The 24731-nt window shown below is 71.4% G+C and carries 20 protein-coding genes and 1 tRNA gene; 10 read left to right on the top strand and 11 right to left on the bottom strand.

Annotated elements, in window-relative coordinates; all coding sequences use genetic code 11:
- Positions 1 to 74: 74 nt before the first annotated feature.
- On the top strand, positions 75 to 1460 hold the full coding sequence (locus KZ820_RS11420) for an alpha-L-fucosidase (RefSeq protein WP_219748739.1): 1386 nt from the start codon (positions 75 to 77) through the stop codon (positions 1458 to 1460).
- 9 nt (positions 1461 to 1469) lie between these two features.
- Here the strand turns inward: KZ820_RS11420 and KZ820_RS11415 are convergent, their stop codons facing one another.
- Together KZ820_RS11415 and KZ820_RS11410 are read right to left on the bottom strand one after the other, a co-directional pair.
- On the bottom strand, positions 1470 to 2609 hold the full coding sequence (locus tag KZ820_RS11415; RefSeq protein WP_219748738.1) for an MFS transporter: 1140 nt from the start codon (positions 2607 to 2609) through the stop codon (positions 1470 to 1472).
- The gene (locus KZ820_RS11410; protein ID WP_258048097.1) at positions 2606 to 3379 is read right to left on the bottom strand and encodes a DeoR/GlpR family DNA-binding transcription regulator; all 774 of its coding nucleotides are present in this window, start codon (positions 3377 to 3379) and stop codon (positions 2606 to 2608) included. The genes KZ820_RS11415 and KZ820_RS11410 overlap by 4 nt, the downstream gene beginning before the upstream one ends.
- A 179-nt stretch (positions 3380 to 3558) precedes the next feature.
- Here KZ820_RS11410 and KZ820_RS11405 point away from each other — a divergent pair, with 179 nt between their 5' ends.
- Positions 3559 to 5628 carry a TonB-dependent receptor gene (locus KZ820_RS11405; RefSeq protein WP_219748736.1) on the top strand — a complete coding sequence of 690 codons (2070 nt, stop codon included), beginning with the start codon at positions 3559 to 3561 and terminating at the stop codon, positions 5626 to 5628.
- Positions 5629 to 5637: 9 nt separating this feature from the next.
- On the opposite strand, the gene KZ820_RS11400 is transcribed toward KZ820_RS11405, so the two are convergent.
- Positions 5638 to 5799, bottom strand: a complete 162-nt coding sequence (locus KZ820_RS11400; protein WP_219748735.1) for a DUF1674 domain-containing protein — start codon at positions 5797 to 5799, stop codon at positions 5638 to 5640.
- 87 nt (positions 5800 to 5886) lie between these two features.
- Here KZ820_RS11400 and KZ820_RS11395 point away from each other — a divergent pair, with 87 nt between their 5' ends.
- From KZ820_RS11395 to KZ820_RS11385, 3 genes are read left to right on the top strand one after another with little or no spacing between them, the layout of a single operon-like run.
- Entirely contained in the window at positions 5887 to 7209 is a 1323-nt protein-coding gene (locus tag KZ820_RS11395; protein ID WP_219748913.1) for an RsmB/NOP family class I SAM-dependent RNA methyltransferase, read from the top strand.
- Between the two features lie 31 nt (positions 7210 to 7240).
- A complete protein-coding gene (rpe, locus tag KZ820_RS11390; protein ID WP_219748734.1) occupies positions 7241 to 7903 on the top strand; it encodes a ribulose-phosphate 3-epimerase in 663 nt (220 codons plus the stop codon).
- Positions 7904 to 7907: 4 nt separating this feature from the next.
- Positions 7908 to 9683 (top strand): heparinase II/III family protein, encoded by a 1776-nt coding sequence (locus tag KZ820_RS11385; RefSeq protein WP_219748733.1) that lies wholly within the window; start codon positions 7908 to 7910, stop codon positions 9681 to 9683.
- A gap of 278 nt (positions 9684 to 9961) precedes the next feature.
- On the opposite strand, the gene KZ820_RS11380 is transcribed toward KZ820_RS11385, so the two are convergent.
- The 4 genes from KZ820_RS11380 to KZ820_RS11365 all read right to left on the bottom strand — a co-directional run bounded on the left by KZ820_RS11380 (position 9962) and on the right by KZ820_RS11365 (position 15341).
- Positions 9962 to 12091 carry a M3 family metallopeptidase gene (locus tag KZ820_RS11380; RefSeq protein ID WP_219748732.1) on the bottom strand — a complete coding sequence of 710 codons (2130 nt, stop codon included), beginning with the start codon at positions 12089 to 12091 and terminating at the stop codon, positions 9962 to 9964.
- Between the two features lie 285 nt (positions 12092 to 12376).
- Positions 12377 to 13153 carry a polyphosphate kinase 2 gene (gene ppk2 / locus KZ820_RS11375; protein ID WP_219748731.1) on the bottom strand — a complete coding sequence of 259 codons (777 nt, stop codon included), beginning with the start codon at positions 13151 to 13153 and terminating at the stop codon, positions 12377 to 12379.
- A 67-nt stretch (positions 13154 to 13220) separates the two neighbouring features.
- Positions 13221 to 14681 (bottom strand): DEAD/DEAH box helicase, encoded by a 1461-nt coding sequence (locus tag KZ820_RS11370; RefSeq protein WP_219748730.1) that lies wholly within the window; start codon positions 14679 to 14681, stop codon positions 13221 to 13223.
- A gap of 186 nt (positions 14682 to 14867) precedes the next feature.
- Positions 14868 to 15341 carry a hypothetical protein gene (locus tag KZ820_RS11365; protein ID WP_219748729.1) on the bottom strand — a complete coding sequence of 158 codons (474 nt, stop codon included), beginning with the start codon at positions 15339 to 15341 and terminating at the stop codon, positions 14868 to 14870.
- A gap of 109 nt (positions 15342 to 15450) precedes the next feature.
- Between KZ820_RS11365 and KZ820_RS11360 the strand changes: the two genes are divergently transcribed.
- The 3 genes from KZ820_RS11360 to KZ820_RS11350 all read left to right on the top strand — a co-directional run bounded on the left by KZ820_RS11360 (position 15451) and on the right by KZ820_RS11350 (position 18279).
- Positions 15451 to 16866 (top strand): FAD-binding oxidoreductase, encoded by a 1416-nt coding sequence (locus KZ820_RS11360; protein ID WP_219748912.1) that lies wholly within the window; start codon positions 15451 to 15453, stop codon positions 16864 to 16866.
- Positions 16867 to 16947: 81 nt separating this feature from the next.
- Positions 16948 to 17715, top strand: coding sequence for a SapC family protein (locus KZ820_RS11355; RefSeq protein ID WP_183922193.1), 768 nt, complete (start codon positions 16948 to 16950; stop codon positions 17713 to 17715).
- Between the two features lie 21 nt (positions 17716 to 17736).
- A complete protein-coding gene (locus tag KZ820_RS11350) occupies positions 17737 to 18279 on the top strand; it encodes a cytochrome b (RefSeq protein WP_219748728.1) in 543 nt (180 codons plus the stop codon).
- A gap of 194 nt (positions 18280 to 18473) precedes the next feature.
- Here KZ820_RS11350 and KZ820_RS11345 read toward each other — a convergent pair whose 3' ends face one another.
- Positions 18474 to 19316, bottom strand: a complete 843-nt coding sequence (locus KZ820_RS11345; protein ID WP_219748727.1) for an N-formylglutamate amidohydrolase — start codon at positions 19314 to 19316, stop codon at positions 18474 to 18476.
- Between the two features lie 155 nt (positions 19317 to 19471).
- On the opposite strand from KZ820_RS11345, the gene cpdR reads away from it, so the two are divergent.
- Together cpdR and KZ820_RS11335 are read left to right on the top strand one after the other, a co-directional pair.
- Positions 19472 to 19849, top strand: a complete 378-nt coding sequence (cpdR, locus tag KZ820_RS11340; protein ID WP_183922199.1) for a cell cycle two-component system response regulator CpdR — start codon at positions 19472 to 19474, stop codon at positions 19847 to 19849.
- Between the two features lie 58 nt (positions 19850 to 19907).
- Positions 19908 to 19982 (top strand) — tRNA-Val (locus tag KZ820_RS11335).
- Positions 19983 to 20007: 25 nt separating this feature from the next.
- On the opposite strand, the gene KZ820_RS11330 is transcribed toward KZ820_RS11335, so the two are convergent.
- The 3 genes from KZ820_RS11330 to KZ820_RS11320 are packed head-to-tail and all read right to left on the bottom strand — an operon-like array spanning position 20008 to position 24643.
- On the bottom strand, positions 20008 to 20199 hold the full coding sequence (locus KZ820_RS11330) for a hypothetical protein (RefSeq protein ID WP_219748726.1): 192 nt from the start codon (positions 20197 to 20199) through the stop codon (positions 20008 to 20010).
- Positions 20196 to 23366, bottom strand: a complete 3171-nt coding sequence (locus KZ820_RS11325) for an efflux RND transporter permease subunit (protein WP_219748725.1) — start codon at positions 23364 to 23366, stop codon at positions 20196 to 20198. Before KZ820_RS11325 ends, KZ820_RS11330 begins: the two co-directional genes overlap by 4 nt.
- Positions 23363 to 24643: a TolC family protein gene (locus KZ820_RS11320; protein ID WP_219748724.1), complete on the bottom strand. Its 1281-nt coding sequence runs from the start codon at positions 24641 to 24643 to the stop codon at positions 23363 to 23365. Before KZ820_RS11320 ends, KZ820_RS11325 begins: the two co-directional genes overlap by 4 nt.
- Between the last annotated feature and the right edge of the window lie 88 nt (positions 24644 to 24731).

The raw sequence follows: 24731 nt of genomic DNA, 5'->3' as shown, positions 1-24731 counted from the left end.
GTTGGTCACTGGCGCCGCCGCATCGCTATGCTACGCTCGTCGCGAAGACGAACACGTCGGAGAGGGCGTCTGTTATGGAATGGAGTCCGAGGGGCCGCAGCGCGGTCGTCGCAGCGGCGATCATGGCGGCGCTGGCATCACCGATCGGCGTGTCCGCGCAGTCCACCCCCGCCCCGCCCCCCGCCGCATCCACCTACACGCCCGCGGCCGCCAATCTCGCCGCTCGGACCTGGTTCCAGGACGCCAAGTTCGGCGTGTTCCTCCACTGGGGGCTCTACAGCGAGCTCGGCGGCAGCGGCTCGCCCGGGCTGGCCGAGTGGATCATGCAGGAGAACAAGATCCCCGCCGCGAAGTACGAGCGGCTCGCGCATTTTTTCAACCCGACCCGTTTCGACGCCGACGCCTGGGTGCGCTCCTTCAAGGACGCGGGCGCGCGCTACATCGTCATCACCAGCAAGCACCATGACGGCTTCGCCATGTTCGGCAGCAAGGTGTCGCGCTACAATGTCGTCGATGCGACGCCGTTCAAACGCGACCCGATCGCCGAGCTCGCCGCGGCCTGCCGGCGCCAGGGCGTGAAGCTGTTCTTCTATTACTCGCAGCTCGACTGGCACAATCCCGACTATTTTCCGCGCGGTCGTACCGGGCACACCACCGGGCGCCCCGAAGCGGGCGACTGGGAGCGATACCTCGACTATCAGGACGCGCAGCTGCGCGAGCTGCTGACGCAATATGGCCCGATCGGCGGGATCTGGTTCGACGGCTGGTGGGACCAGGAGAAGACCGCGCTGCGCGACCGCTGGCGGCTCGACCGCACCTACGCGCTGATCCACTCGCTCCAGCCGGCCGCGCTGATCGTCAACAACCACCACCACGCGCCCTTCCCGGGCGAGGATTACCAGACCTTCGAGCGCGACCTGCCGGGCGAGAACACGATGGGGTTCAACGGCGACAAGGCGACGATCGGGCGGCTGCCGCTCGAGATGGCCGAGACGATGAACGGCAGCTGGGGCTTCAACCTGGTGGACGACAACTACAAGTCGGCCGAGACCTTGGTGCGTACGATGGTCGGCGCGGCCGGCCGGAACGCCAATTTCCTGCTCAACACCGGGCCGATGCCCAACGGTGAGATCCAGCCCGAGAACCTCGCCACCTTCCATACCATCGGCGAGTGGATGAAGCGTCACGGCGAGAGCATCTACGGCACGCGCGGCGGCCCGGTCGCGCCCGGCGACTATGGCGTGACCACGCAGCGTGGCGACACCGTCTACGTCCACCTGCTGCGCGCGCACGACGGGCGCGTGCGGCTGCCGCTGACAGCGAAGGTACGCTCGGCGCGGCTGCTCGACGGCGGCGCGGCGGTGACGGTCACCGCGCGAAACGGTGCGGTCGAGCTCGCCGGCCTGCCGCCGCTGGGCGCCGCCTGGGACCAGGTGGTGGCGCTCCAAATACGGCGCTGAGCGGCCGCCTCAAACCTCGCCGGCCGCGCGCCGGGCGGTGAGCGGCACCAGCGCGAGCAGCGCGGCCAGCGCCCAGAAGGAGGCGGGCAACCCCACCGCCGCGGCGGCGACGCCGATCCCCGCCGGCCCGACCAGCACGCCGGCGTAGCCGAGCGTGGTGATCGCGCCGATCGCGAGCGCGGGCGGCATGCGGCGCTGCGCCCCGGCGCGGCGGAACAGCACCGGCACGATATTCGAGGCACCGAGGCCGACCAGGAGGAAGCCGCCCAGCGCGAACGGTGCCGGCAGCGCCAGCAGCGTCACCAGACCGACGCAGGCGAGCAGTCCGCCCGCGGCGAGGGTGCGCCGGTCACCGAGCCGCGCCACCAGAGCGTCGCCGCCGAGTCGACCCGCGGTCATCGCCGCGGCGAACAGGATATAGCCCAGCCCCGCCTGCGCCGCGGGGGCGAGCCGCCGCTGCACCACCAGCAGCGCGCTCCAGTCGAGCATCGCACCCTCCACCAGGAAGGTCACCATCGCCAGCAGCGCGAGCAGCAGCACGATGCCGCGCGGCAGCGCGAACAGCGGTCCCGGCTCGGCGCGGACGGCGAGCAGGCGCGGCGTCGCCACCGCCATCGCCACCAGCATCGGCAGCGCGCAGGCGAGCGTGGCGGCGAGCGACGCCACCCCGCGGCTGAGCAGCAGCGTCATCAGCGCGGCTCCGGCGAAGCCGCCGATGCTGAACAGCGCGTGGAAGCCGGACATCAGCGGCCGCCCCGCGGCGCGCTCCACCTCGACGGCGTGGATGTTCATCGCCACATCGAGCGAGCCGAGCGCGGCGCCGAACAGCAGCAGCAGCACGCCGAGCGTGATCGGCGTGGCGGCCACGGCCAGCGTCGGCAGCAGCAGGGCCAGCGCGACCCCGCCCGCGACGATCACCGGCCGGCTGCCGAGCCGCGCGCTGAGCGGCCCGGTTGCCACCATCGCCGCGACCGACCCCGCGCCGATGCACAGCAGCAGCAGACCGAGACCGGCGTCATCGACGCCGAGCCGCGCCTTGGCGAGCGGCACGAGCGGTACCCAGCAAGCGATACCGAAGCCGGCGACGAGGAAGGCGAGCCGAGTCGCCAGCCGCGTCGCGGGCCGGTCGGCGGAGGGCGTCGCGCTCATGCCGGGGGGGCAATCAGCAGCCGCGCATAGCCGGCGGCATCGAGTTCACGACGCTGCGCGGCGGTCGTCGCCTCCTCGATCACCAGCAGCGCTACCTCGCCCGGCAGCGCGACGTGATAGCCAGCGTCCGCACCGAGCTTGTCGGTCGTGGCGAGCACGATCACCTGCGCCGCGCGTGCGATCACCGCGCGCTTGAAGCTCGCGTCGGCGTGGTGGAAGGCGGCGACGCCCTCGTCGGCGATCGCGCAGGCCCCGACGAAGGCGCGGTCCAGCCGCAACTGCACCACGGCCTGCACCGCGACCGCGTCGACGCAGCCGCCGACCGCTGGGTCGACCATGCCGCCGAGCAGCAGCACCGTCAGGTCGCCGCGCCGCAACGCCGCCGCGGCGATGTCGGGCGCGTTGGTGACCAGCGTGAGGTCGGCCTGGTCCGGCAGCATCTCGACCAGCGCGAGATGGGTACTGCCCGCGTCGAGGAAGATCCGCTCGCCCGGCCTGATCGTCTCGGCCGCGGCGCGGGCCAGCGCGCGCTTGCCCGCCGTCGCCTCGTCCGCGCGCGCCGCGAGCGGTCGGGTGGCCGCGGTGATCGGGAGCGCGCCGCCGTAGACGCGGCGGCACCGACCCTCCGCGGCGAGCGCGCGCAGGTCGCGTCGGATCGCGTCCTCTGACACCGAGAACTCGGTCGCCAGCGACGCGGCGACAACGGGTTGGCCCGCCATCAGGCGAGACGCGATCGTCTCCCGCCTTTGTTCCGAAAGATCATTGTTCATGCACGCTTTCTACGTCCTTCTCGCACATGTTCAAAGCTGTTTGTGCATGTTTACGCGCGTGCGGCTGACGAACTGGTCACCGAAACGGGTCTTCTGCAACCTAGCTGCGATTGACACGCATTAGTTGCAGGGCGTGGACGTACGGATTTGCGCCGAGGCGGCGACACAGAGGATCATCGATGCGCACGTCGTGGGCGACGGCCCTGATCATATCGTTGTCCGCAGCGAGCAACGCCGCGATAGCCGGCGAGCCAGGCGGCGATGACGACGTGGTCGTCACCGGCAAGCGCGACGGCTACGGCCGGGCCGACACCGCCGCGGCGAAGACCGTGGCTCCGTTGCGCGACCTGCCGCAGTCGGTCGCCGTCATCACCGCCGCCGTGCTGCGCGATCAGCGTGCGCTGTCGTTGCAGGACGCGCTCAAAAACGTGCCCGGCGTCGGCTTCTCCACCGGCGACGGCCAGCGCGACCAAGTCACGATCCGCGGCTTCAGCGCGATCGCCGACCAATATGTCAACGGCTTCCGCGACGACGCCCTCTACTTCCGCGACCTCTCGAACACCGAGCGTGTAGAGGTGATCAAGGGGCCCGCCGCGGTATTGTACGGGCGCGGCTCGTCGGGCGGACTGATCAACCGCGTGCTCAAGCGCCCCGACGTCGACGTCACTTCCGCCACGCTCACCGGCGGCAGCTTCGGCCACCGGCGCGCCGAGTGGGACCTGGGCCGCTACATTGCGGCGAGCGCGGTCGGCCTGCGCCTCACCGGTGCGTATGAGGACAGCGACAGCTATCGCGAGCAGCAGTTCCTGCGTCGTGTCGCGCTGGCGCCCTCGCTGCTCGTACAAGGCGGGTCGACCAGCCTCTACGCCGTCGCCGATTATGTCCGCGATCGCCGGCTGATGGACATGGGTATCCCCGCGCTGAACGGCCGCCCCGTCGACGTGCCGGCGCGCAGCTATTACGGCGCCGCCAACGCGCGCGACGCCGATAGCACGCAGAGCCAGGTGCTGTCGCAGACCGCTGTGGTCGAACATGTCGTGACTGACGAGCTGCGTTTCCGCGACGGCTTTCGCCACTATGATTATACGCTCGAGCGCCACGGCACGCTGCCCGACGCGGTCGATCCCGGGACCCTCACCGTAACGCTGCGCCACAATCGGATCGGTCGGCGCGAGGAGGGCTGGTCCAACCAGGCCGAGGTGACCCAGACGCTCGCGCTCGCCGGCACGCAGCACCAGTTGCTTTACGGCTACGAAGCGGCGCGCCAGCTGAAGGACGCGAGCACCTACGCGCACCGCGTGGTCGCACGCACCGCATTGTTCGACCCGGTGCTGCCAGTCATGGACAACGCCAGCTTTACCGCGCTGAGCGCGCGCACCAGCACCACGCTCGAGACCCAGGCGCTGTACCTTCAGGATCTCGCCGATCTCGGCCACGGGGTGAAGGCGCTGATCGGCGCGCGGCACGATTGGTTCACGCAGCGCACGCGCCAGCTGCTGCCCGGTCAACCCAATCTCGCGCGGCTCGACCGCACCTGGAGCCCGCGCGCCGGGCTGGTGCTCCAGCCCGACCCGGCGCAATCCTATCACGTCGCGTGGAGCCGCAGCTTCCAGCCCTCCGCCGAGACCTTCGCGCTGGCCGCCAACAACGCCGAGCTCGCGCCCGAGCAGACCGTCAACCGCGAGGTCGGCGCCAAATACACGCTGCTCGGCGGTCGGCTCGCGCTCCAGACGGCGGGGTTCATACTGCGTCGCACCGGGATCAAGGGCGCCGACCCGGCGGAGCCGATCACGCTCCTGCCGATCGGCACGCAGCGCACGCGCGGGCTAGAGCTCTCCGGACAGCTCGACCTCCCCGCGGGGCTCCACGCGATCGCCGGCTATTCCTACCTCGACGCGCGGGTCACCGCCTCCGCCAACCCCGCCTTCGTGGGCAAGCGCGCGACGATCACCCCGCGTCACGCCGCCAATGTCTTCGTAACCGGGAGCGTGGCCGACTGGTTTGGCGTCGGCGGTGGGCTGAACTATGTCGGCGACCGCTGGGCCGCCCCGGCCAACACGACGGTACTGCCGCATTACGTCACCGCCGACGTGACGGCTTGGTGCCGCATCGGTCCGGCGCGCGTGCAGCTGAACGGCTATAATCTCGGCGACACGCGCTACATCGTCGCCGGGCACGGCACCTCGCCGCTGCTCAACCTGCCCGGCGCGCCGCGCACCCTCCTGTTGACCTTGCGGCTCAACGACTGACTCAAGGCCTCAGAAGTCAATCGCGATGCCGTCGCGCTCCCAGTCGCCATAGCGCACCGGGTCGCGGCCGAGCGGGTCCTGGGAGGGCCGGTCGAGCGGCTCCGGGGCGGGCACCGGCGGGTTGGGGCTGAGGTGCGCCGGCGGCTTCACGTGGTCGGGGCGCTGGCCCATGCGGACGTCCTTCCGATTGATCGCTCGCGTCGACAGGGACATATGCGCGGGCATGACCCGCTTCAACCCGCGCGCGCCGCGCTGATCATGGCGCGCCCCGCCGCCCGGCCCGCCAAGCCCTCCCGCCCCGCCCGCGGCCCCGACCCGCTCGGCACTGCCACCCGCCGCGCCGCGCTGCGCCTGCTCGACGCGGTGCTCCGCCGCGGCGAGCCGCTCGAGTCCGCGCTCGCGCTCGCTACGCGCGCGCTGCCCGGCGGCCCCGACCGCGGCCTCGCCCACGCCATCGCCGCCGAGACGCTGCGCCGTCTGCCCGACCTCGACGCGCTGATCGACTCGGCGACGCGCCAGCGCCTGCCCGACGACGCCAAAGCGCGCTTCGTGCTGCGCGTCGCCTTGGTCCAGGCACTCGCGCTGGGCACGCCGCCGCACGCCGCGATCGCCACGGTGCTGCCGCTGGTCGACGGCGGCCCCAAGCGACTGGTCCACGGTGTGTTCGGCACGCTGATGCGCGGCGGCGCGACGCTATCCGAGGTGCCGAGCTTGCTCCCCGCGGTGGCGGAGCGCTGGCGCGCGTACTGGGGCGAGGAGGCTGTCGCCGCCGCGGCGCGCGCGATCGCCGCGCCGCCACCGCTCGACCTCACCTTGCGTGACCCCGGCACGACCGCCGACTGGGTCGAGCGGCTCGGCGGCACCAGCCTCGCCCCCGGCCATGTCCGCCTGCCCGCCGGCGCCGGGGCGGTGAGCGAGCTGCCCGGCTATGCCGAAGGCGCCTGGTGGGTGCAGGACCTCGCCGCCTCGATCCCCGCCCGACTGCTCGCCACCGGCGCGGCGCCGGGAGCGCGCGCGCTCGACCTGTGCGCCGCGCCGGGCGGTAAGACGCTCCAGCTCGCCGCGGCGGGCTATGCCGTCACCGCGGTGGACGTGTCGGAGAGTCGCGCGGCGCGACTTCGCGACAATCGCGATCGTATCGGGCTCGCCTATGACATCGCGCTGGCCGACGTGCTCGACTGGTCGCCCGGCGCGCCGGCCCAGGCGGTGCTGGTCGACGCGCCGTGCAGCGCCACCGGCATCTTCCGCCGCCACCCCGACGTGCTCCACCGCGCCGGCGACGCCACGATCGCCGAGATGGCCGAGCTGCAGACGCGTATCCTCGACCGCGCCGCCGACTGGGTCGCGCCGGGCGGGACGTTGGTCTACGCCACCTGCTCGCTCGAGCCGGCCGAGGGCGAGGCGCAGCTGACGCGCTTCCTCGCCGCGCGCGGCGACTTCGCGCTGGCCCCGCCGACCCAAGCCGAGCTGCCGCAAGGCGTCGCTCCGACGAGCGAGGGCTGGGTCCGGACGCTGCCGGGAACGGTCGAGGCGGTGGGCGGCTGCGACGGCTTCTTCGTCGCGCGGCTCACGCGGCTTTAACCCGGCGCCGCATCGCGCTACCTCGGCGCGCATGACCAGACCCGTGCGCATCGCCCCGTCGATCCTCTCCGCCGACTTCGCGCGGCTGGGTGAGGAGGTGCGCGCGATCGACGCCGCCGGCGCCGACTGGATCCACATCGACGTGATGGACGGCCATTTCGTCCCCAACATCTCGATGGGTCCGGCGGTGGTGAAGGCGCTGCGCCCGCACACCGCCAAGCCGTTCGACGTCCATCTGATGATCTCGCCCGTCGACGCCTTTCTCGACGCCTTCGCCGAGGCCGGCGCCGACACGATCACGGTTCATCCCGAGGCCGGGCCGCACGTCCATCGTACGATCCAGCACGTCAAGTCGCTGGGCAAGCGCGCCGGCGTCGTGCTCAACCCCGCCACCCCGGCCAAGATGCTCGATTATCTGATCGACATGGTCGATCTCGTGCTGGTGATGAGCGTCAACCCCGGCTTCGGCGGGCAGCATTTCATCGATAGTCAGCTGCGCAAGATCGCCGCGATCCGCAAGATGATCGACTCGACCGGCCGCACGATCGACCTCGAGGTCGATGGCGGCATCGACCCGGACACCGCGCGCCGCGCGATCGAGGCAGGGGCGGACGCGCTGGTCGCTGGTACCGCCACCTTCCGTGGCGGGCCCGACTGCTACGCCGCCAACATCCGCGCACTGCGGGGCGACTGAGGCGATGAGCACGGACGGACACGGTCGCGGGCCCGAGGCACGCGAGGGACCGACACACCACGACGAGATCGAGCCGGGCAAGCGGCTGGTGCGCGCCGCCCCCGCGACCGGCGCGCCGCTGGCGCAGCAGGTGGTGCGCTGGTTCGAGCGACTGACCTGGCGCACCCCGCTGCACGACCGTCGGCTCGACGGGCAGCACCCGCCCAAGCTGCTCGCGGTGCCGGTCGACCCCTTCCCCGGCGACGAGCTGGCGGGCGAGGCGCTGCTGGAGGGTTGGCTGTTCGCCGCGGGCGAGCAGCGCGCCATCGCCGAGCTCGACCCGCTCGCCCCGACGCGGCCAGGCTTCACCGACTATCTCCACGGCTTCGCCTGGCTGCGCGATCTCGCCGCGACGGGCGAGCGTGAACGCGCGGCGAGCATCGCCGAGACGCTGGCGCAGCGCTGGCTGATGGCGCACGGCGAGCGCCCGACGGAGCCGGCATGGCGCCCCGACGTCGCCGCGCGGCGGCTGCTGATGCTACTGTTCCACGCGCCGCTGCTGCTCTCGTCGAGCAACCTCGTGGCGCGCTCGCGCGTGCTGACCGCGATGGCGCGGGGCGCGCGTCACCTCGACCGCACCGCTGACAAGGCGCCGGCGGGAGCGCCGCGCGTGCTCGCCTGGGGCGGTTTGGTCGCGGCGGGGCTGCTGCTGCCCGGCGGCGAGACCCGGCGCAGCGTCGGCGAGGACGGCTTCGCGCGCGCGCTCGCGGGCGCGCTGAGCGACGACGGCGGCGTGGTCAGCCGCTCGCCGGCGCAGCTGCTCTCCGTCATGGAGACCATCGGGCTGCTGCGCGCGCTCTACGACTCGCGTCGCGAGCCGCTGCCCGAGGCGCTGGCGGCCGCGCTGACGCGCGCGACGCCGGCGCTGCTCGGCAGTGCGATGGGCGACGGCGGTTTGGCGAGCTGGCAGGGCGGGCTGCCGCTCGACGCCACGCGGATCAACGACGCCTTGCAGGCGAGCGGGGCGTTCGGGCGACCTTTGCGCCAGTCGCGCGACTGGGGCTATCAGCGGCTGAGCGCGGGCGGCGCGGTGCTGCTGGTCGACGCCGCCCCGCCCCCCGCCGCCGCGGTGCCCGACGGCGGCTGCGCCGCGACTCTGGCGATAGAATTCTCTGACGGTGCCGAGCGGCTGATCGTGAGCTGCGGCGGTGCGGGCCACGCACGCGCGCGCGGCAACGACGCGATGGCGCAGGCGCTGCGCACCACCGCGGCGCACTCGACGCTCGTGATCGCCGACACCAACTCGACCGCGCTCAACGCCGACGGCACGCTCGGCCGCGGCGTCACCGCGGTGGAGCTGGCGCGACAGGAGTCGGAGGTGGGGAGCCGTATCGAGGCGCGCCACGACGGCTACGCGCGGCGCTTCGGCTTCGTCCACCAGCGCACGCTGCTGCTCACCGCAGACGGCGGCGAGCTTCGCGGCGAGGATGCGGTGCTGCCCGCGCCGCAGCCGGCGCGCTGGGGCCGCCGCGTGGAAGGCGCGATGACCCCGCTGGCGCTGCGCTTCCATCTCGGCCCCGGCGTCGACGCGGTCGCCACCGCGGACGCGCAGGCGGCGATGCTGCGCACGCCGTCGGGCGGCTTCTGGCAGCTGCGCGCGCGCGCCGACCGGCTGACGGTGGAGGACAGCGTGTGGAGCGACCCGCACGGCCGGCTGGTGCCGACCAAGCAGATCGTGATCGACTCGCTCGCCCCCGCCGGCGGCGCGACGATCGCCTGGGTGCTGCGCCGGGCGCGGTAGGCGGGCGGGTGGCTGTCGTCGGGTTGGTTGCGCGCGGTTCATAGAAGCGGAGCTTCGCTGCGGCGCCTCCAGGCCCGACTGTCGCGGAGAAACGTAGCTCTGCCCGCATGAGGCTCCCTCCCCTTCAGGGGAGGGCTGGGGTGGGGCCTCTCCGCTGACGCAGCGTTCGCGGATACGCCCCACCCCAACCCCTCCCCTGAAGGGGAGGGGGTAGCTCACTCATGCCGGCAGCCCACCGGCCGGCCGACCGCACATCACCGGCAGTGCCCTTCACCCCGTCACGGCGCGACGCGCGACCCGTCCGCGTTGAGCCCCAGATTGTGCAGCAGCGGCGCCACTTCCGGGTCCTTGCCGTAGAAGGCGCGGAACATCGGCGCGTAATCCTCGGTATGCCCCTTCGACAGGATCATGTCGCGGAAACGCTGGCCGTTGGCGCGGGTCATGCCGCCGTTGCGCTCGAACCAGTCGTAGGCGTTGGCGTCGAGCATCTTGGTCCACTGATAGGCATAATAGCCGGCCGAATAGCCGTTGCCCCAGATGTGGAGGAAATAGCTCGAGCGATAGCGCGGCGGCACGTCGGCGGTGTCGAGGCCGGTCTCGGCCAGCGCCTTGGCCTCGAACGTGTCGGCGTCCTGCTGGCCCGCGCTGGCCGGGAGCGAGTGCCAGCTCATGTCCATCTCGGCAGCGGCCAGCGCCTCGCCGAACGAATAGCCGGTGTTGAACGTCGCGGCGCGCTTGATCTTGCCGACCAGCTCGGCCGGGATCACCGCGCCGGTGCGATAGTTGACGGCATAGTGCGGCAGCACCTTGGGATCGAGCGCCCAATGCTCGTTGAACTGCGACGGAAACTCGACGAAGTCGCGCGCGGTGTTGGTGCCCGAGACCGACGGGTAGGTCTGGTTCGCGAACAGCCCGTGCAGCGCGTGGCCGAACTCGTGAAACATCGTCGTCACGTCGTCGAAGGTGATCAGCGCGGGCTGGCCCGCCGCCGGCTTGGTGAAATTGCCGACGTTATAGATCACCGGCTTGGTGCCGAGCAGCTTCGCCTGGTTGACGAAGTTCGACATCCACGCGCCGCCGTTCTTGTTGTCGCGCTTCCAATAGTCGAAATACATCAGCCCGATGGTACGCCCGTCGCCCTCGAACACCTCGTAGACCATCACGTCGGGCTGGTAGACGGGGATGTCGGTGCGGCGCTTGAAGGTGATGCCGTAGAGCTGGTTGGCGGCATAGAACACGCCGTCGGTCAGTACCTTGTTGATCTCGAAATAGGGCTTCAGCTCGTCCTGGTTGAGGTCGTACTTCGCCTTGCGCAGCTTCTCCGAATAGAGGTCCCAATCCCACGGCTTGAGCGCGAAACTGCCGCCCTCGGCCTTGATCTGCGCCTGGAGCTCGCCCGCCTCGCGCTTCTGCTCGGCCGCGACCGGCGCGCCGAGCTGGCGCATGAAGGCCAGCGCGGTCTTGGGCGACTTCGCCATCTGGTCGGACAGGACATAGTCGCCCCAGGTCGGGAAGCCGAGCAGCTTGGCCTTCTGCGCGCGCAGCGCCGCGATCTGGCTGATCGTCGCGCGCGTGTCGTTGGCGTCGCCTTTAGTGGCGCGGGTCCAGCTCGCGTTGAACAGCGCCTCGCGCGTGGCGCGGTCGGTGAGCGTCGCCAGCGCGGGCTGCTGAGTCGTGTTCTGCAGCGTCAGCACGTATTTGCCCGCGAGGCCGCGCTCCTTGGCGGCGTCCGCGGCGGCGGCGATCTCGGCGTCGGAGAGGCCGGCGAGCTTGGCCTTGTCGTCGACCACCAGCGCGCCCGCCTTGGCCGCGGCGAGCAGCTTCTGCTGGAACGCGGTCTCCAGCGTGGAGAGCTGCGCGTTGAGCGCGCTCAGCGCCTTCTTGTCGGCGTCGTTCAGCTGCGCACCGGCGTGAACCATGTTCTCATAGGTCAGCGTCAGCACCTGGCGCTGCTCGGCGTCGAGCTTCAGCGTGTCGCGCTGGTCGTACAGCGTCTTCACCCGCCAGAAGAGCCGCGGGTCGAGGTTGATCGCGTCCTGGTGCGCGGCGAACTTGGGGGCGAGCACCTCCTGCGTCTTCTGCAACACGTCATTGGTATTGGCGCCGTTGACGCCCGAGAAGGCGAGGGCAGCGCGCTCGAGCAGCCGGCCCGACTTCTCCAGCGCGGCGATCGTGTTCTCGAAGGTCGGCATCGAGCGGACGTTGACGATCGCGGCGATCTCGCGGCGCTGCTCGGCCATTCCCGCCTCGAGCGCGGGGAGATAGTCCGAGTCCTTGATCTTGTCGAAGGGCGGCGCCTGATAGGGCAAGTTGCTCGGCTGGGCGAAGGGGTTGGTCGGGCTGAGCGTCTGCGCGACCGCAGAGGAGGACATCAGCGCCACGACGGTGGCGACGGCGAGGGAACGCATCGTTGCTCCTTGAGCTGGAGGATGCGCGCCTGATGCACCTGCGCGGGGGTAGGGGCAAGCGTGCTGCCCTAATGTGGGTTGAGTCGGCCTGCCGACCCACGGAGCCAGTGGCGACAAGGGCAACACGCGCGGCATCGCGCGCCGCCCTGCCGCGTCATCCCGGGCTCGACCCGGGATCCATGGTGCCGCGCGCACCCACGCCGCTGTTACCGCGGAAGCATGGATCCCGGATCAAGTCCGGAATGACGGTAGCGTGAGGGGCGGCGGTCGCGCCCTGCGTCGGCCTCAGTCCGCCAGCCTCCCGTCCTTGAGCGCCGCCGCCTCGAAGGTGAACAGCACGTCGGGATCGGGCAGCGGCACCTCGCGCGCGATCTCGGGCGGGGCGGCGCGGTGGAGCAGGTGCGCGAGGATCGCGCGCCGCGCCGCTTTCTTGTCGTCGGCGCGGACGCAGTGCCACGGTGCCAGCGGCGTGTGCGTGCGCGTCAGCATCACGTCGCGCGCCGCGGTGTAATCGTCCCACTTCGACTGGGCGACCGCGTCCATGTCGGAGACCTTGAGCGCCTTGAGCGGGTCCTCGCGCCGCGCCTCGAGCCGCTCGCGCTGCTCGTCCTTGCTGATGTCGAGCCACAGCTTGACCAGCTTGATCCCGCTCTCCACCAGCATGCGCTCGAAATCGGGCGCGTCGCGCAGGAACTCGGCCTGCTCGGCGGCGGTGGAGAAGCCCATCACCACCTCGACGCCGGCGCGGTTGTACCAGGAGCGATTGAAGATCACGAACTCGCCCGCGGCGGGCAGATGCGCGACATAGCGCTGGAAATACCATTGCGTGCGCTCGCGGTCGGACGGCTTGGGCAGCGCCACCACGCGCGTGGCACGGACCGAGCTGTGCTCGACGATTCGCTTGATCGCGCCGTCCTTGCCGGCGCCGTCGCGGCCCTCGAGCACCAGCACGACCCGCTCGCCGCTGCGTGCCGCCGCCTGCTGGGTGTGCACCAGCGCGAGCTGGAGCTCCTCCAGGCTGGCATGCCCCTCCTTGTGCTTATCGTCGTGATCCTTGCCCATCCGTGTCGCGCTCCGTCGCCGAACCTGCGACTATAACGCACCGGAAGCAGGAGGATGCGCGCGCGGCTCAGACCGTCAGCGTCACCCGCAGGAAGTCGGGCACCGGGCCGTTCCAACCGCCGTCGTCGGGCGCTTCGTCGCGCTCGCGGCGGCGATCGGCGTAGCGCTCCTGCCTCGGCGCAGCGGCGCGCGGCTCGGCCGCGGGTCGCTCGGTGCGGGCCGGGCGTTCGTCGCGGGTCGGCCGCGCGGCGCGGCGCGGACGCTCGCGCGGCTCGTCCGGGCCGGACCCGGCCACGATCGACTCGACCGGCGCCTCGCTGCGCGCGCCGCGACGCTGCCCGCGCTCACGACCGCGGCGGGGACGCTCCTCTTCGACCGCTTCCGCTCCCGCGCTCGTATCAGCGCCTGGCAGCGCCTCGAGCCGGGCGATCCTCTGGCCGGTGAGTTTCTCGATGTTCTCGATGTTCTCGAGGTCGTCGGGCGCCGCCAGCGTGTAGGCGACGCCGGTCGCGCCGGCGCGACCGGTGCGGCCGATGCGGTGGACGTAATCGTCCGGATGCCACGGCGCGTCGAAGTTGAAGACGTGGCTGACGCCCTTGATGTCGAGCCCGCGCGCCGCGACGTCGCTGGCGACGAGGATGTTGACCTCGCCCTTCTTGAACTTGTCGAGCTCCGCGAGCCGCGCCGGCTGGTCCATGTCGCCGTGGATCTCGCCGCTGGCGAAGCCGTGCTGTTGCAGGCTCTTGTTGAGCTCGCGCACGGTGGTCTTGCGGTTACAGAAGATGATCGCGTTGCGCACGTCGTCCGGCGCGAGCAGCTGGCGCAGCACGCGCCGCTTCTCGAACGAAGTCCCCTTCACCGGCACCACCCACTGGGTGATGTTGACGTTGGTGCTGGCCGGGCGCGCCACCTCGATCGTCTTGGGATTGCTGAGGAAGCGATCGGCCAACTTCTTGATCGGCGGCGGCATCGTCGCCGAGAACAGCAGCGTCTGGCGCGTCGCCGGCAGCTTGGTGCAGATCTCCTCGATGTCGGGGATGAACCCCATGTCGAGCATGCGGTCGGCCTCGTCGATCACCAGCATCGAGCAGCCGGTGAGCAGGATCTTGCCGCGGCCGAACAGGTCCATCAGCCGGCCGGGCGTGGCGATCAGCACGTCGACGCCCTTCTCCAGCGCCTTGACCTGGTCGCCCATCTGCACGCCGCCGATCAGCAGCGCCATCGAGAGCTTGTGGTACTTGCCGTATTTCTCGAAATTCTCGGCGACCTGCGCGGCGAGCTCGCGCGTCGGCTCGAGGATCAGGCTGCGCGGCATGCGCGCGCGGCTGCGGCCATGGGCGAGGATGTCGATCATCGGCAGCACGAAGCTGGCGGTCTTGCCGGTGCCGGTCTGCGCGATGCCAATGATGTCGCGCATCATCAGCACGGGCGGGATCGCGCTCGCCTGGATCGGCGTCGGCTCGGTATAGCCGGTGTCGCCGACGGCGCGGAGAAGTTCGTCGGAGAGGCCGAGATCGGCGAAGCTCATGCAGATGTCCGGGCTGTGGGGCGCGGGCGGAACCGCAGGAATAGCCTAGCCCCGAGCGCTTCCCTATCCGCGGCGAGAAGTCAAGGAGAATGCGGGTCGGCGGCGGGGTGGGAGAGGGAAAGGCGTCGCCGCCTGGCGTCTCGCTGCTGTCGAGCAAAGATGGCGTGGCGCCCCGCGGCCCGCCCGCTATTTCCGCTTCTTCGGCACCAGCGTGCGGAACTTGCTGATCGGGCACAAAGCGCCCGAGCGCGAACGGATCGCGTCGCGGCCGGCGCAGATCTGGCCGTCGCTCGTCGGGCGCAGGTAGAAGCCGGCGTAGAAGTCGAGCGTCGGGCAGTCGTCGTCCAGCTTGGCGCGAATGCGGCGCGCGCCCTCGATGACGAGATCGACGTCGCCCTTGGTGTCGATCGCCGCGCCGGTCAGCGCGGTGACGCGCAGGCACTCGGGGCCGCGCTTCTCCTGCCACTCGACCGCCGCCGGGGTGACGACGCGCGCGCCCCGCGGTGCGGGGGCGACGCGCGGGATGCGGATGATCAGCCGCTCGTGGATCGTCAGCTGCGCGTACTGCACGCCGGCCCAGCCCGGATCGGGCGCGCGCGCCGACACTGCCAGCGGGGCGGTCAGCAGCAGCGTCAGAACGGGCAGGAAGCGCTGGGGCATGCGGCACGGCCCGTTGCGGAGAGTCGGTTGAATGCCGGCTGAATTGAACGCGGGCGCTTTGTCGGGCAAGAGGCGGAGCGTGACAGACGTGCAACACCGCCTCGCCCAAATGCTTGCCCAGCAGCTCGCGCCCGGCGCGATCGTCACCGATCCGGACGCGATCGCGCCCTGGTTGATCGACTGGCGGCGGCGCTGGCACGGCCGCGCGGCGCTGCTGCTCCAACCGCGCGACACTGCCGAAGTACAGGCGATCGTCGTCGCCGCGCGCAGTCTCGGGGTGCCGCTGGTGCCGCAGGGCGGCAACAGCTCGATGGTGGGCGGAGCGACCCCACCGGCGGACGGCAGCGCCGCGATCCTTTCGCTGCGCCGGATCAACCGGATCCGGCGTCTCGACCCCGCCGCGGGGCTGGTGGTGGCGGAGGCGGGCGTGGTGCTCGCCGATCTCCACGCCGCCGCGCTGGCGCAGGGTCGCCGCTTCCCGCTCTCGCTCGGTGCCAAGGGCAACGCCACCGTCGGCGGGCTGGTCTCGACCAACGCGGGCGGGACGCAGGTGCTGCGCTTCGGCACGATGCGCGGGCTGGTCGCCGGCATCGAGGCGGTGCTGCCCGACGGCACGCTGCACGAGGGGCTCGCCGCGCTGAAGAAGGACAATCGCGGCTACGATCTCGACCAGCTGCTGATCGGCGCCGAGGGCACGCTGGGCGTCGTCACCGCCGCGTCGCTGCGGCTGGTGCCCGCGCTGGCGGCGCGCGCGGTCGCCTGGGTGGGAGTCACCTCGCCCGACGCCGCGATGGCGCTGCTGCGCCGCTTCCAGCGCGCCACGCCCGCGCTGGAAAGCTTCGAGCTGCTCCCCGACGAGTCGCTCGCCGCGGTGCTGGCCTATCTGCCCGACGCGCGCGCGCCGCTCGCCGGGCGCCACGCCTGGCACGTGCTGCTCGAGGTCACCGCCGACGCGGCGGGCGACGATCCCGCCGCGCTGGTCGAGGCGCAGCTCGCCGCCGCGCTCGACGCGGGCGAGATCGGCGATGCCGCGCTGGCGCAGAGCGAGGCGCAGGCCGAGGCGTTCTGGCGGCTGCGCGAGTCGATCTCCGACGCCGAGCGCGCCACCGGTCCCGCCGCGCAGCACGATATCTCGGTGCCGGTCGAGGCGATGCCGCGCTTCATGGTCGAGGCCGCGGCGGCGTGCGACGCGCGCTTCCCGGGCACGCGCGCCTCAGGTTTCGGCCATCTCGGCGACGGCAACGTCCACTTCCACGTTCGCGCCGCACCGGGCACCGATCCGGCGCACTGGTATGCCGAGCAGGTGCCGGTGGTGTCGCGCTTCGTCCACGACCTGGTCGCCGCGGCGGGCGGCTCGATCTCGGCCGAGCACGGCATCGGGCAGATGAAGCGCGCCGAGCTCGAGCGGCTCGGCCCGCCGGCGCGGCTCCACGCGCTGCGCGCAATCAAGCGCGCGTTCGATCCGGGCCAGCTGTTCAATCCGGGCAAACTCGTCGCGCTTGCGCCCGACCGCGGCAGTGAATAACCCCGGCGACCATCCGCGCGGCGACCGGGGGCGACGCGCCGCGACCTGACTGCCAACCCTCACCGTCCTTTGGAGATTCCCATGGCCAGCGCGCCGCAACTGCCGCTCTTCTACAACGGCCTCGAGCCGCTCTCGAGCGAGACGCACGCCAACTACAAGGTGCAGCCCTCGACGGTCGCGCCCTTCCTCGCCAACCAGCACGCCATTCCGCTGACGGTGGAGGAATTCCCGCTGGTGCAGCGGCACATGCCGATCGTCTTCTCCTCGGGCGACGACGCGATCCCGCTGGCGCTGATGGGGCTCAACGAGGGCGTCAACGTCTTCCTCGACGACAGCGGCAAGCTGCTCGAGGAGACGATCTACGTCCCCGCCTATGTCCGCCGCTACCCGTACATGCTCGCGCGCCTGACCCCGGACGCGCAGGAGCTGTCGCTGTGCTTCGACCCGACCTCGCCGACGATCGGCGCGTTCGACCAGGGCGACGCGCTGTTCGAGAACGGCCAGCCCACGGAGCTGACGCGCAACATCCTGCAGTTCAACGAGAACTTCGAGCAGGCCGCGGCGCGCACGGCGCAGTTCATGAACGAGGTGCGCGAGCTCGGCCTGCTGATGGAGGGCGAGGTGTCGATCCAGCAGGACGGCGTCGAGCAGCCCTTCGTCTATCGCGGCTTCCAGATGGTCGACGAGCAGAAGCTGGTCGACCTGCGCGGCGACCAGCTGCGCAAGATCTCGCAGTCCGGCCTGCTGCCGCTGCTCTACGCGCACCTGTTCTCGCTGTCGCTGATGCGCGATATCTTCGCGCGGCAGGTGCGGCTGGGCAAGATGCCGCAGCCACAGCTGACGATGTAACCACCAGCGGGAGAGACGGCGATGGCGACGCGGGCATATCGGGGCGAGCGCTACTCGCGCGTCGCCATCGCCTTCCACTGGACCATCGCCGCCCTGGTGATCTTCAACATCGCGGTGGGGCTCGGGCACGACCCGATCCCCGCGCTGCGCACGCTGATGCCGGCGCACAAGGCGATCGGGCTCACCGTGCTCGCGCTCACGGCGCTGCGCGTCGCCTGGCGGCTGGCGCACCGCCCGCCCCCGCTGCCCGCCGAGACGCCGGGCTGGGAGCGGGGCGCGGCGCACGCGACGCACTGGACGCTCTACCTGCTGCTCGTCGCCCTGCCGCTGAGCGGCTGGGTGATGGTATCGGGGCCGCAGGGGCGTCGGTCGCTCAGCTGGTTCGGCGCGTTCGACCTGCCCTACCTGCCCGCCACTTCGCCCGCGGCGGAGGGTGCCGCCAAGGCGCACGGGCTGCTCGGCTGGGTGATGCTGGCGCTGGTGCTGCTTCACGTCGCCGCGGCGCTGCGCCACCACCTCGTGCTGCGCGACCGCGTGCTGGCGCGCATGCTGCCGGGTGCGTGAACCCGCGGCCGCATCGGCTCGGCTCATCGCAACGAGACGACATTTCGCGTCGTAGGGGTTGCAACCAAAAACCGTCTTCCTAAGTTAATGGCGTACGGCGCTCGTGTCCCCCCTTTCGCGAGCCCGTATGACACGCCTCTGGCGTGTCTCCTCCCTGAACCTTGGCCACCGCGTGCTCGCACGCGGTGGTTTTTTTATTCGGCTGCGAGGGGTGTGCTGCCGGTCGCGGCCAGCGCCTCGTCGGCGAGCGAGTCGATCACGGTGCGGAGCAGCGCCACCATCGCTGGCGCTCCTCCGCCGAGCGACTCGAGGCGGCGGTCGAGATAGAGCGAACGGTCGAGCTCGAGCTGGATCGCGTGCACGCCCTGATGCGGCCGCGCGTGGCGCTCGAGGATATGGCCGCCCGCATAGGGCGTATTGAGCGTGTAGCCCAGCCGCGCCGTGCGGACCGCCCCTTCCACCCGCGCCACGAAGCGCGCGCCGGCGGCGCGACCGAAGCGGTCGCCGATCACCAGCCGCGTCCGCCCGCCGGCGATCGGCGGCATCGAGTGGACGTCGAGCAGCACCGCGCAGCCGAAGCGCGCGCGTGCCTGCATCAGCGCGTCCTCGAGGGCGGCGTGATAGGGCCGGTGCGCCGCCGCGATCCGTGCCTCCACCTCGCCCGCGCTGAGCTTGCAGCGCCACAGCTCGCCCGCCGCCGCGGTCCGCCGCGGCACCAGCCCGATGCCCGCGCGCACCTTGGCCGAGAGCGGTGCACCGCCGCGGGCACCGTCGTCGAGCAGGGGATCGCGCTCGTGCTCGGCGCGGTTGAGGTCGATCCAGGCGCGCGGCGCATCCTGTACCAGCAGCGTCTCGTCACGGCGCGCGGCGAGCGCGAGCGCGTCGACCAGCCGGTCCTCCAGCGTGGCGAGGCAGGACAGCGGCGCGCGCAGCGAATCGCGCAGCGCGGCGGGATAGTCGCGTCCGGCGTGCGGCACCGACAGCACCACCGGCGAGGCGGGCGGCGTATCGCCGATCAGTCGGAAGCTGCGCGTCATCTGCGCGTGACCCTATGGAACCCGCCGCGGCACCGCAACGCATCGTCGCTCGTTATGACCTAATGGGACGGCAAGGCCGTTCGTTCACCATGTCCGCTGGTGGAAAAATCAATGCGGATCGGGCATAAGCATCGGCTCGGGAGCATGGACACGTGATGATCAGGATTCTTCTGGCCGAGGATGATTCGGTGATGCGCGAGTATCTCACGCGCGCGCTGGAGCGCTCCGGCTATGCCGTCACCGCGGTGGACCGCGGCACCGCGGCGCTGCCGCTGATCACCGAGGAGCGGTTCGACCTGCTGCTCACCGACATCGTCATGCCCGAGATGGACGGGATCGAGCTCGCCCAGAAAGCGCAGGAGCTCGCCCCCGGCATGCGCGTGATGTTCATCACCGGCTTTGCCGCGGTGACGCTGAAGGCGGGCAACACGATGCCGCAGGCACGCGTGCTTTCCAAGCCGTTCCACCTGCGCGACCTCGTCCTCGAGGTCGAGCGGCTGTTCGACGTCGACGCCGCCAACGAGCTGATCTGAGGCGCGCGCGAAAAGGCGCTTGCGCCCGCGGCCGAGGCCGGTTAGAGGCGCCACCCTCGGGCGTGTAGCTCAGTGGTAGAGCACTGTGTTGACATCGCAGGGGTCGCAAGTTCAATCCTTGCCACGCCCACCACGTAAGTTGTTCCTATCCGGTCATTTCAAGCTCTCAGCTTGAGGGCCGGATAGGACGACTTCGGCGCATTTTCGGCGCAAGCGCCTGGCGCGCGTACGTCGATCTCGGCCAGGATGTTTTCCAAAGCGCTCCGAACGGTGTCGAATCGATCGACAGCGTAGATCTCAGCCGTTCCGCCGGCGTCGCGCCCCATGAAATCCTTCAGATTCCTCCTCATCCGCTCACCTTCTCGACCCGGTCCGCGCGGCGGCGCTCGACCCAGCCATACAGGCTCGGGAGAAGGAGTAATGTCAGGATCGTCGAGGTGAGGATGCCGCCGATCACCACGGTCGCGAGCGGCCGCTGCACCTCGGCGCCCGCGCCGGTCGCGATCGCCATCGGCACGAAGCCGATCGAGGCGACCAGCGCGGTGGAGAGGACCGGGCGCAGCCGGTCGCGCGCGCCGCGCCGCACCGCTTCCTCGACGTCGAGCGGCTCGCCCTCGCGGCCGTCGCGCAGCGAGTTGATATGGTCGATCAGCACCAGGCCATTGAGCATCGCGATGCCCGATAGCGCGATGAAGCCGATCGCGGCGGTGATCGAGAAAGGCATGCCGCGAAGCCACAGCGCCAGCACCCCGCCGGTCACCGCGAAGGGGATGCCGGTGTACACGATCGCCGCCTCGCGCACGCTGCCGAGCGCGGCGTAGACCAGGGCGAAGATCAGCACGAGCGCGGCGGGCACCACGATCGCGAGCCGGCGCCGCGCCGCCTCGAGCTGGTGATATTGGCCGCCGAACTCGACCCGATAGTCGGGCGGCAGCCCCACCTTGCCGTCGATCGCGGCGCGCGCCCGGGTGACATAGCCCTCAAGGTCGGTGGTGGAGAGGTTGACCATCAGCGCAGCGCGGCGATTGCCGTCGTCGTGCAGGATCGGCTCGACCATGCGCGTCTGGCGCAGGCTCGCCACGCGCGAGAGCGGCACAAGGCCATAGTCGCCGACGCGCAGCGGCAAGGACAGGATCGCCGCCGGGTCGGCGCGCAGCGCCTCGCTCATGCGGATGACGATCGCGTGGCGCGCCGCGTCGTGCGGGATGAAGCCGACCTCGGTGCCCGCGATCGCGTCGGTGATCGCGCGGTTGACTTCCTGCGTGCCGAGCCCGAGCCGCAGCAGCGCGGCACGGTCGAGCTCGACCACGATCGTCTTCGGCCGGCCCGCGGTCTCGAACTCCACCCCCTCGGTGCCTGGTAGCCGCTCCAGAATGACCTTGGCGCGGGCGGCGGCGCGCTCGAGCACGTCATAGTCGTCGCCGTAGAATTTGACCGAGACGTCGGCGCGGACGCCCTCGAGCATCTCGTTGAATCGCATCTCGATCGGCTGCGCGAACTCGAAGTTCTGGCCGGCGTAGACGCGCCGCGCGACGCGCTCGATCCCCGCGATCAGCTCCTGCTTGGTGCGCGGCTTGCCATCACCCCGCGGCCAGTCCTTCTCGGGCGCGTAGAAGACGTAGAGGTCGTTCTCGTTGGGCGGCATCGGGTCGGTCGCCACCTCGCTGGTGCCGATACGCGAGAAGGTGTGGGTCACCTGCGGGAAGGCGCGACGGATCGCCCGCTCGGTGCGCTGCTCGATCGCGAGGCTCTGCTCCAGCGAGAGGCCGACCGGGCGGTACACCATCGCGGTGATCGCGCCCTCGTCGAGCTGGGGCGTGAACTGCGAGCCGAGCGAGCGGAACGCCAGCGCGGTGCCGCCGAGCAGCGCCAGCGCCGCGAGCACCAGCAGCAGCGGATGCGCCAGCGCGCGCTCGAGCAACGGGGCATAGCCGCGCTGGGCATAGCCGATCACCCCCCCAGTGGCGCTCCCGTCGCCGTGGTCGCGGGACGGCGCACGCAGCAGCCACGCCGACAGCGCCGGCACGATGGTGAAGGTCCAGGCGAGACCGGCGACGATCGCCAGCATCACCGCCTGTGCCATCGGCTGGAAGAGCTTGCCCTCGACCCCGCCGAGGCTGAGCACGGGCACATAGACCAGGGCGATGATCGCGATGCCGAAGCTGGTCGGCCGCGCCACCATCCGGGCCGCGCGCGCCACCGTCTCGCGGCGCTCCTCCGCGGTGAGGTCCTCGCCCTTGTCGCGGCGGCGCGCGGCGAGCAGGCGCAGGCTGTTCTCGACGACGACGATGGCGCCGTCGACGATCAGGCCGAAGTCGAGCGCGCCGAGGCTCATCAGATTGCCCGACAGGCCGACGGCGTGCATCCCGCTGACCGTGACCAGGAAGGCGAGCGGGATCACCAGCGCCACGATCAGCGCCGCGCGCCAGTTGCCCATCACCACCAGCAGCACGAGGGCGACCAGCAGCGCGCCCTCGCCGAGATTGCGCTCGACGGTGTGGATGGTGCGGTTGACCAGGTCGGCGCGGCTGTACTGGCGGTCGATCACCATGCCTCCCGGCAGCGCGGCGCGAATGCTGGGCAGCGCGTCCTCGACCCGCAGCGCGACCTGGCGGCTGTTCTGCCCCACCAGCATCATCACCGTGCCGAGCACGGTCTCGCGCCCGTTCTGCGTCGCCGCGCCCTGCCGCGGCGCGGCGCCGATCACCACGTCGGCGAGATCGCGCACCTGCAGCGGCAGCACGCCGCCCGCGAACTTGACCGGTATAGAGCCGATCTGCGTGGCGTCCATCACACGCGCATCGGTGCGGACGGTGAAGCGCTCGGTGCCGCGGCTGACCACGCCGCCGCCTGCATTCTCGACGTTGCGCCCGACCGCCTCGGCGAGCTCGGCGGCGGTGACGCCGTGCAGCGTCAGCCGGCGCGGGTCGGGCTCGACCACGAACTGTAGCTCGAGGCCGCCGTTCGAGTTGACGTCGGCGACGCCCGCGACCGAGCGCAGCATCGGGCGGACGGTATATTCCTGCGCCTCGTACAGCGCCATCAGCTGCTGCTGCGGCGACATGCCGGCGGGCGGCCGGCGCCACTCCAGCGTGTAGTAATAGATCTCGCCCAGCCCGGTGGTGATCGGCGCGAGCTGGGGCGTGCTGCCCGCGGGCAGCTGGTCGCGCACCGCGGCGAGCCGCTCGGTGACGAGCTGCCGCGCGCGCAGCTGGTCGGTGCCGTCCTTGTACAGCAGCGTGACCTGGCTCAGCCCGGTCTTGGTCAGCGAACGGCTTTGGTCCAGGCCCGGCTGGCCACCCATCGCGCGCTCGAGCGGCAGCGTCACCAGCCGCTCGATCTCCTCGGGCGCGAGCGCGGGCACCTGGGTGTTGATCTGCACCTGCACACCGGTGATGTCGGGGATGGCATCGATCTGCAGGCTGGCGAACGACCACAGCCCCAGCGCTGCGACGATCGCGCCGATCAGCGCGACCGCGAGGCGGTGATGGGTCACCCAGCGGAGCAGCCGGCTCATCGCGGCAGCGCGTCGCCGCCGTTCAGCGCGCGCAGCTGGAGCAACGCCTCGATCGCCTCGCGCCGCGTATCGAGCACCGCGGTGGTAGCGTCGACATAGGCCTGCTGCATCTGCGTGTAGGTGGCCAGCGGGATCGCGCCGAGGCGATAGTTGCGGTCCGCGTCGGCGGCCGCGGCGGCGAAGCGGCGCGGCGCCTCGTCATCCCAGCGCGCCAGCGCCGCGCGCTTGGCCTCATATTGCGCCGACTGATCGAACACCTCGCGCGCGACGCGGCGCTCGGCGCTGACCAGCGTGGCGTTGGCCTGCGCCTGCCGTCCCTGCTCGGCGGCGACCTCGCCCGCCTGCCGGTTCCACAGCGGGATCGAGGTCGACAGCCGCACGCCGTAGTTGGTCTCGCGGATGTCGGAGCGCGCGCGGTCGTAATAGGGGCCGACACTGACCACCGGCACCCGCGCCTTGCGCGCGAGATCGACTCGCAGCCCCTGCTGCTCGAGCTGGGCGCGGAACGCGCGCAGCTCGAAATTGTTCTCGCCCGCCGCGGCGGCCAGCGTCGGACCGGCGGGCAGCGCGGGCAGGCCCATGTCGGGGCGCACCACGCGCAGCCGCGCCGCGAAGGGCTGGGCGCGCAGCTGGTTGAGCTCGTACAGGATCGAGTTGGCGTCGGCGTCGGCCGCGGCGGCGGTGCGCTCGGCACTCACCGCGCCGGCTTCCAGCGCGGTCGCCTCGAGCACGGGGGAGGGGCCGGCCGGATCGCGCGACACGATCACGCGCGCCAGCGTGCGCATCCGCGTCGCCACGGTGCGCGCCGCGGCGGCTTTCTCGTCGGCGGCGAACAGGCCGTAGCCGAGCGAGCGCGCGCGCGCCGTCAGCGTCGCGTCGAACTGGCGCAAGCCCAGCTCGGCGAGCCCCAGCTGACGCTCGGCGATGGCGCGGCGCAGCGCGATGCGGCCGCCGAACTCGATCGGCTGCACCACCGAGACCGCGTAGGTCACGCCCTCGCCGGTGAGCGCGCCGCTGGTCACGTCCTGCGCGCGGCGCTGGCCGAACTCGACCACCGCCTCGGGATTGGCCCAGCGGCTCGCCGCCTGCTGCTCGACCCGCGCGGTGGCGATCTGGCGCTCGTAATATTGCCGCTCGGGATTGTTGGCGACGACATCGCGCGCGAGCGCGTCGAGCGAGACGGCCGGTGCGGCGACCGTCTGCGCCATCGCCGGCGAGGCCGACGCCAGCGCGGGCAGGGAGAGGCAACCCAGCATTGCGAGCGCGATACGGCGCATCGATCACCTCCGTTCCTTCGCCCCGCTCCCTGCTAGCGGCGCGGTGGGGGTACCGTCGACTAAATCCCGGTTCAGAATCTGAACTGCT

The sequence above is a fragment of the Sphingomonas citri genome (genome assembly GCF_019429485.1).
GTDB lineage: Bacteria > Pseudomonadota > Alphaproteobacteria > Sphingomonadales > Sphingomonadaceae > Sphingomonas > Sphingomonas citri.
The sequence above is the reverse complement of the archived record's forward strand: the minus strand, read 5'-3'. Positions and strand labels throughout refer to the sequence as shown.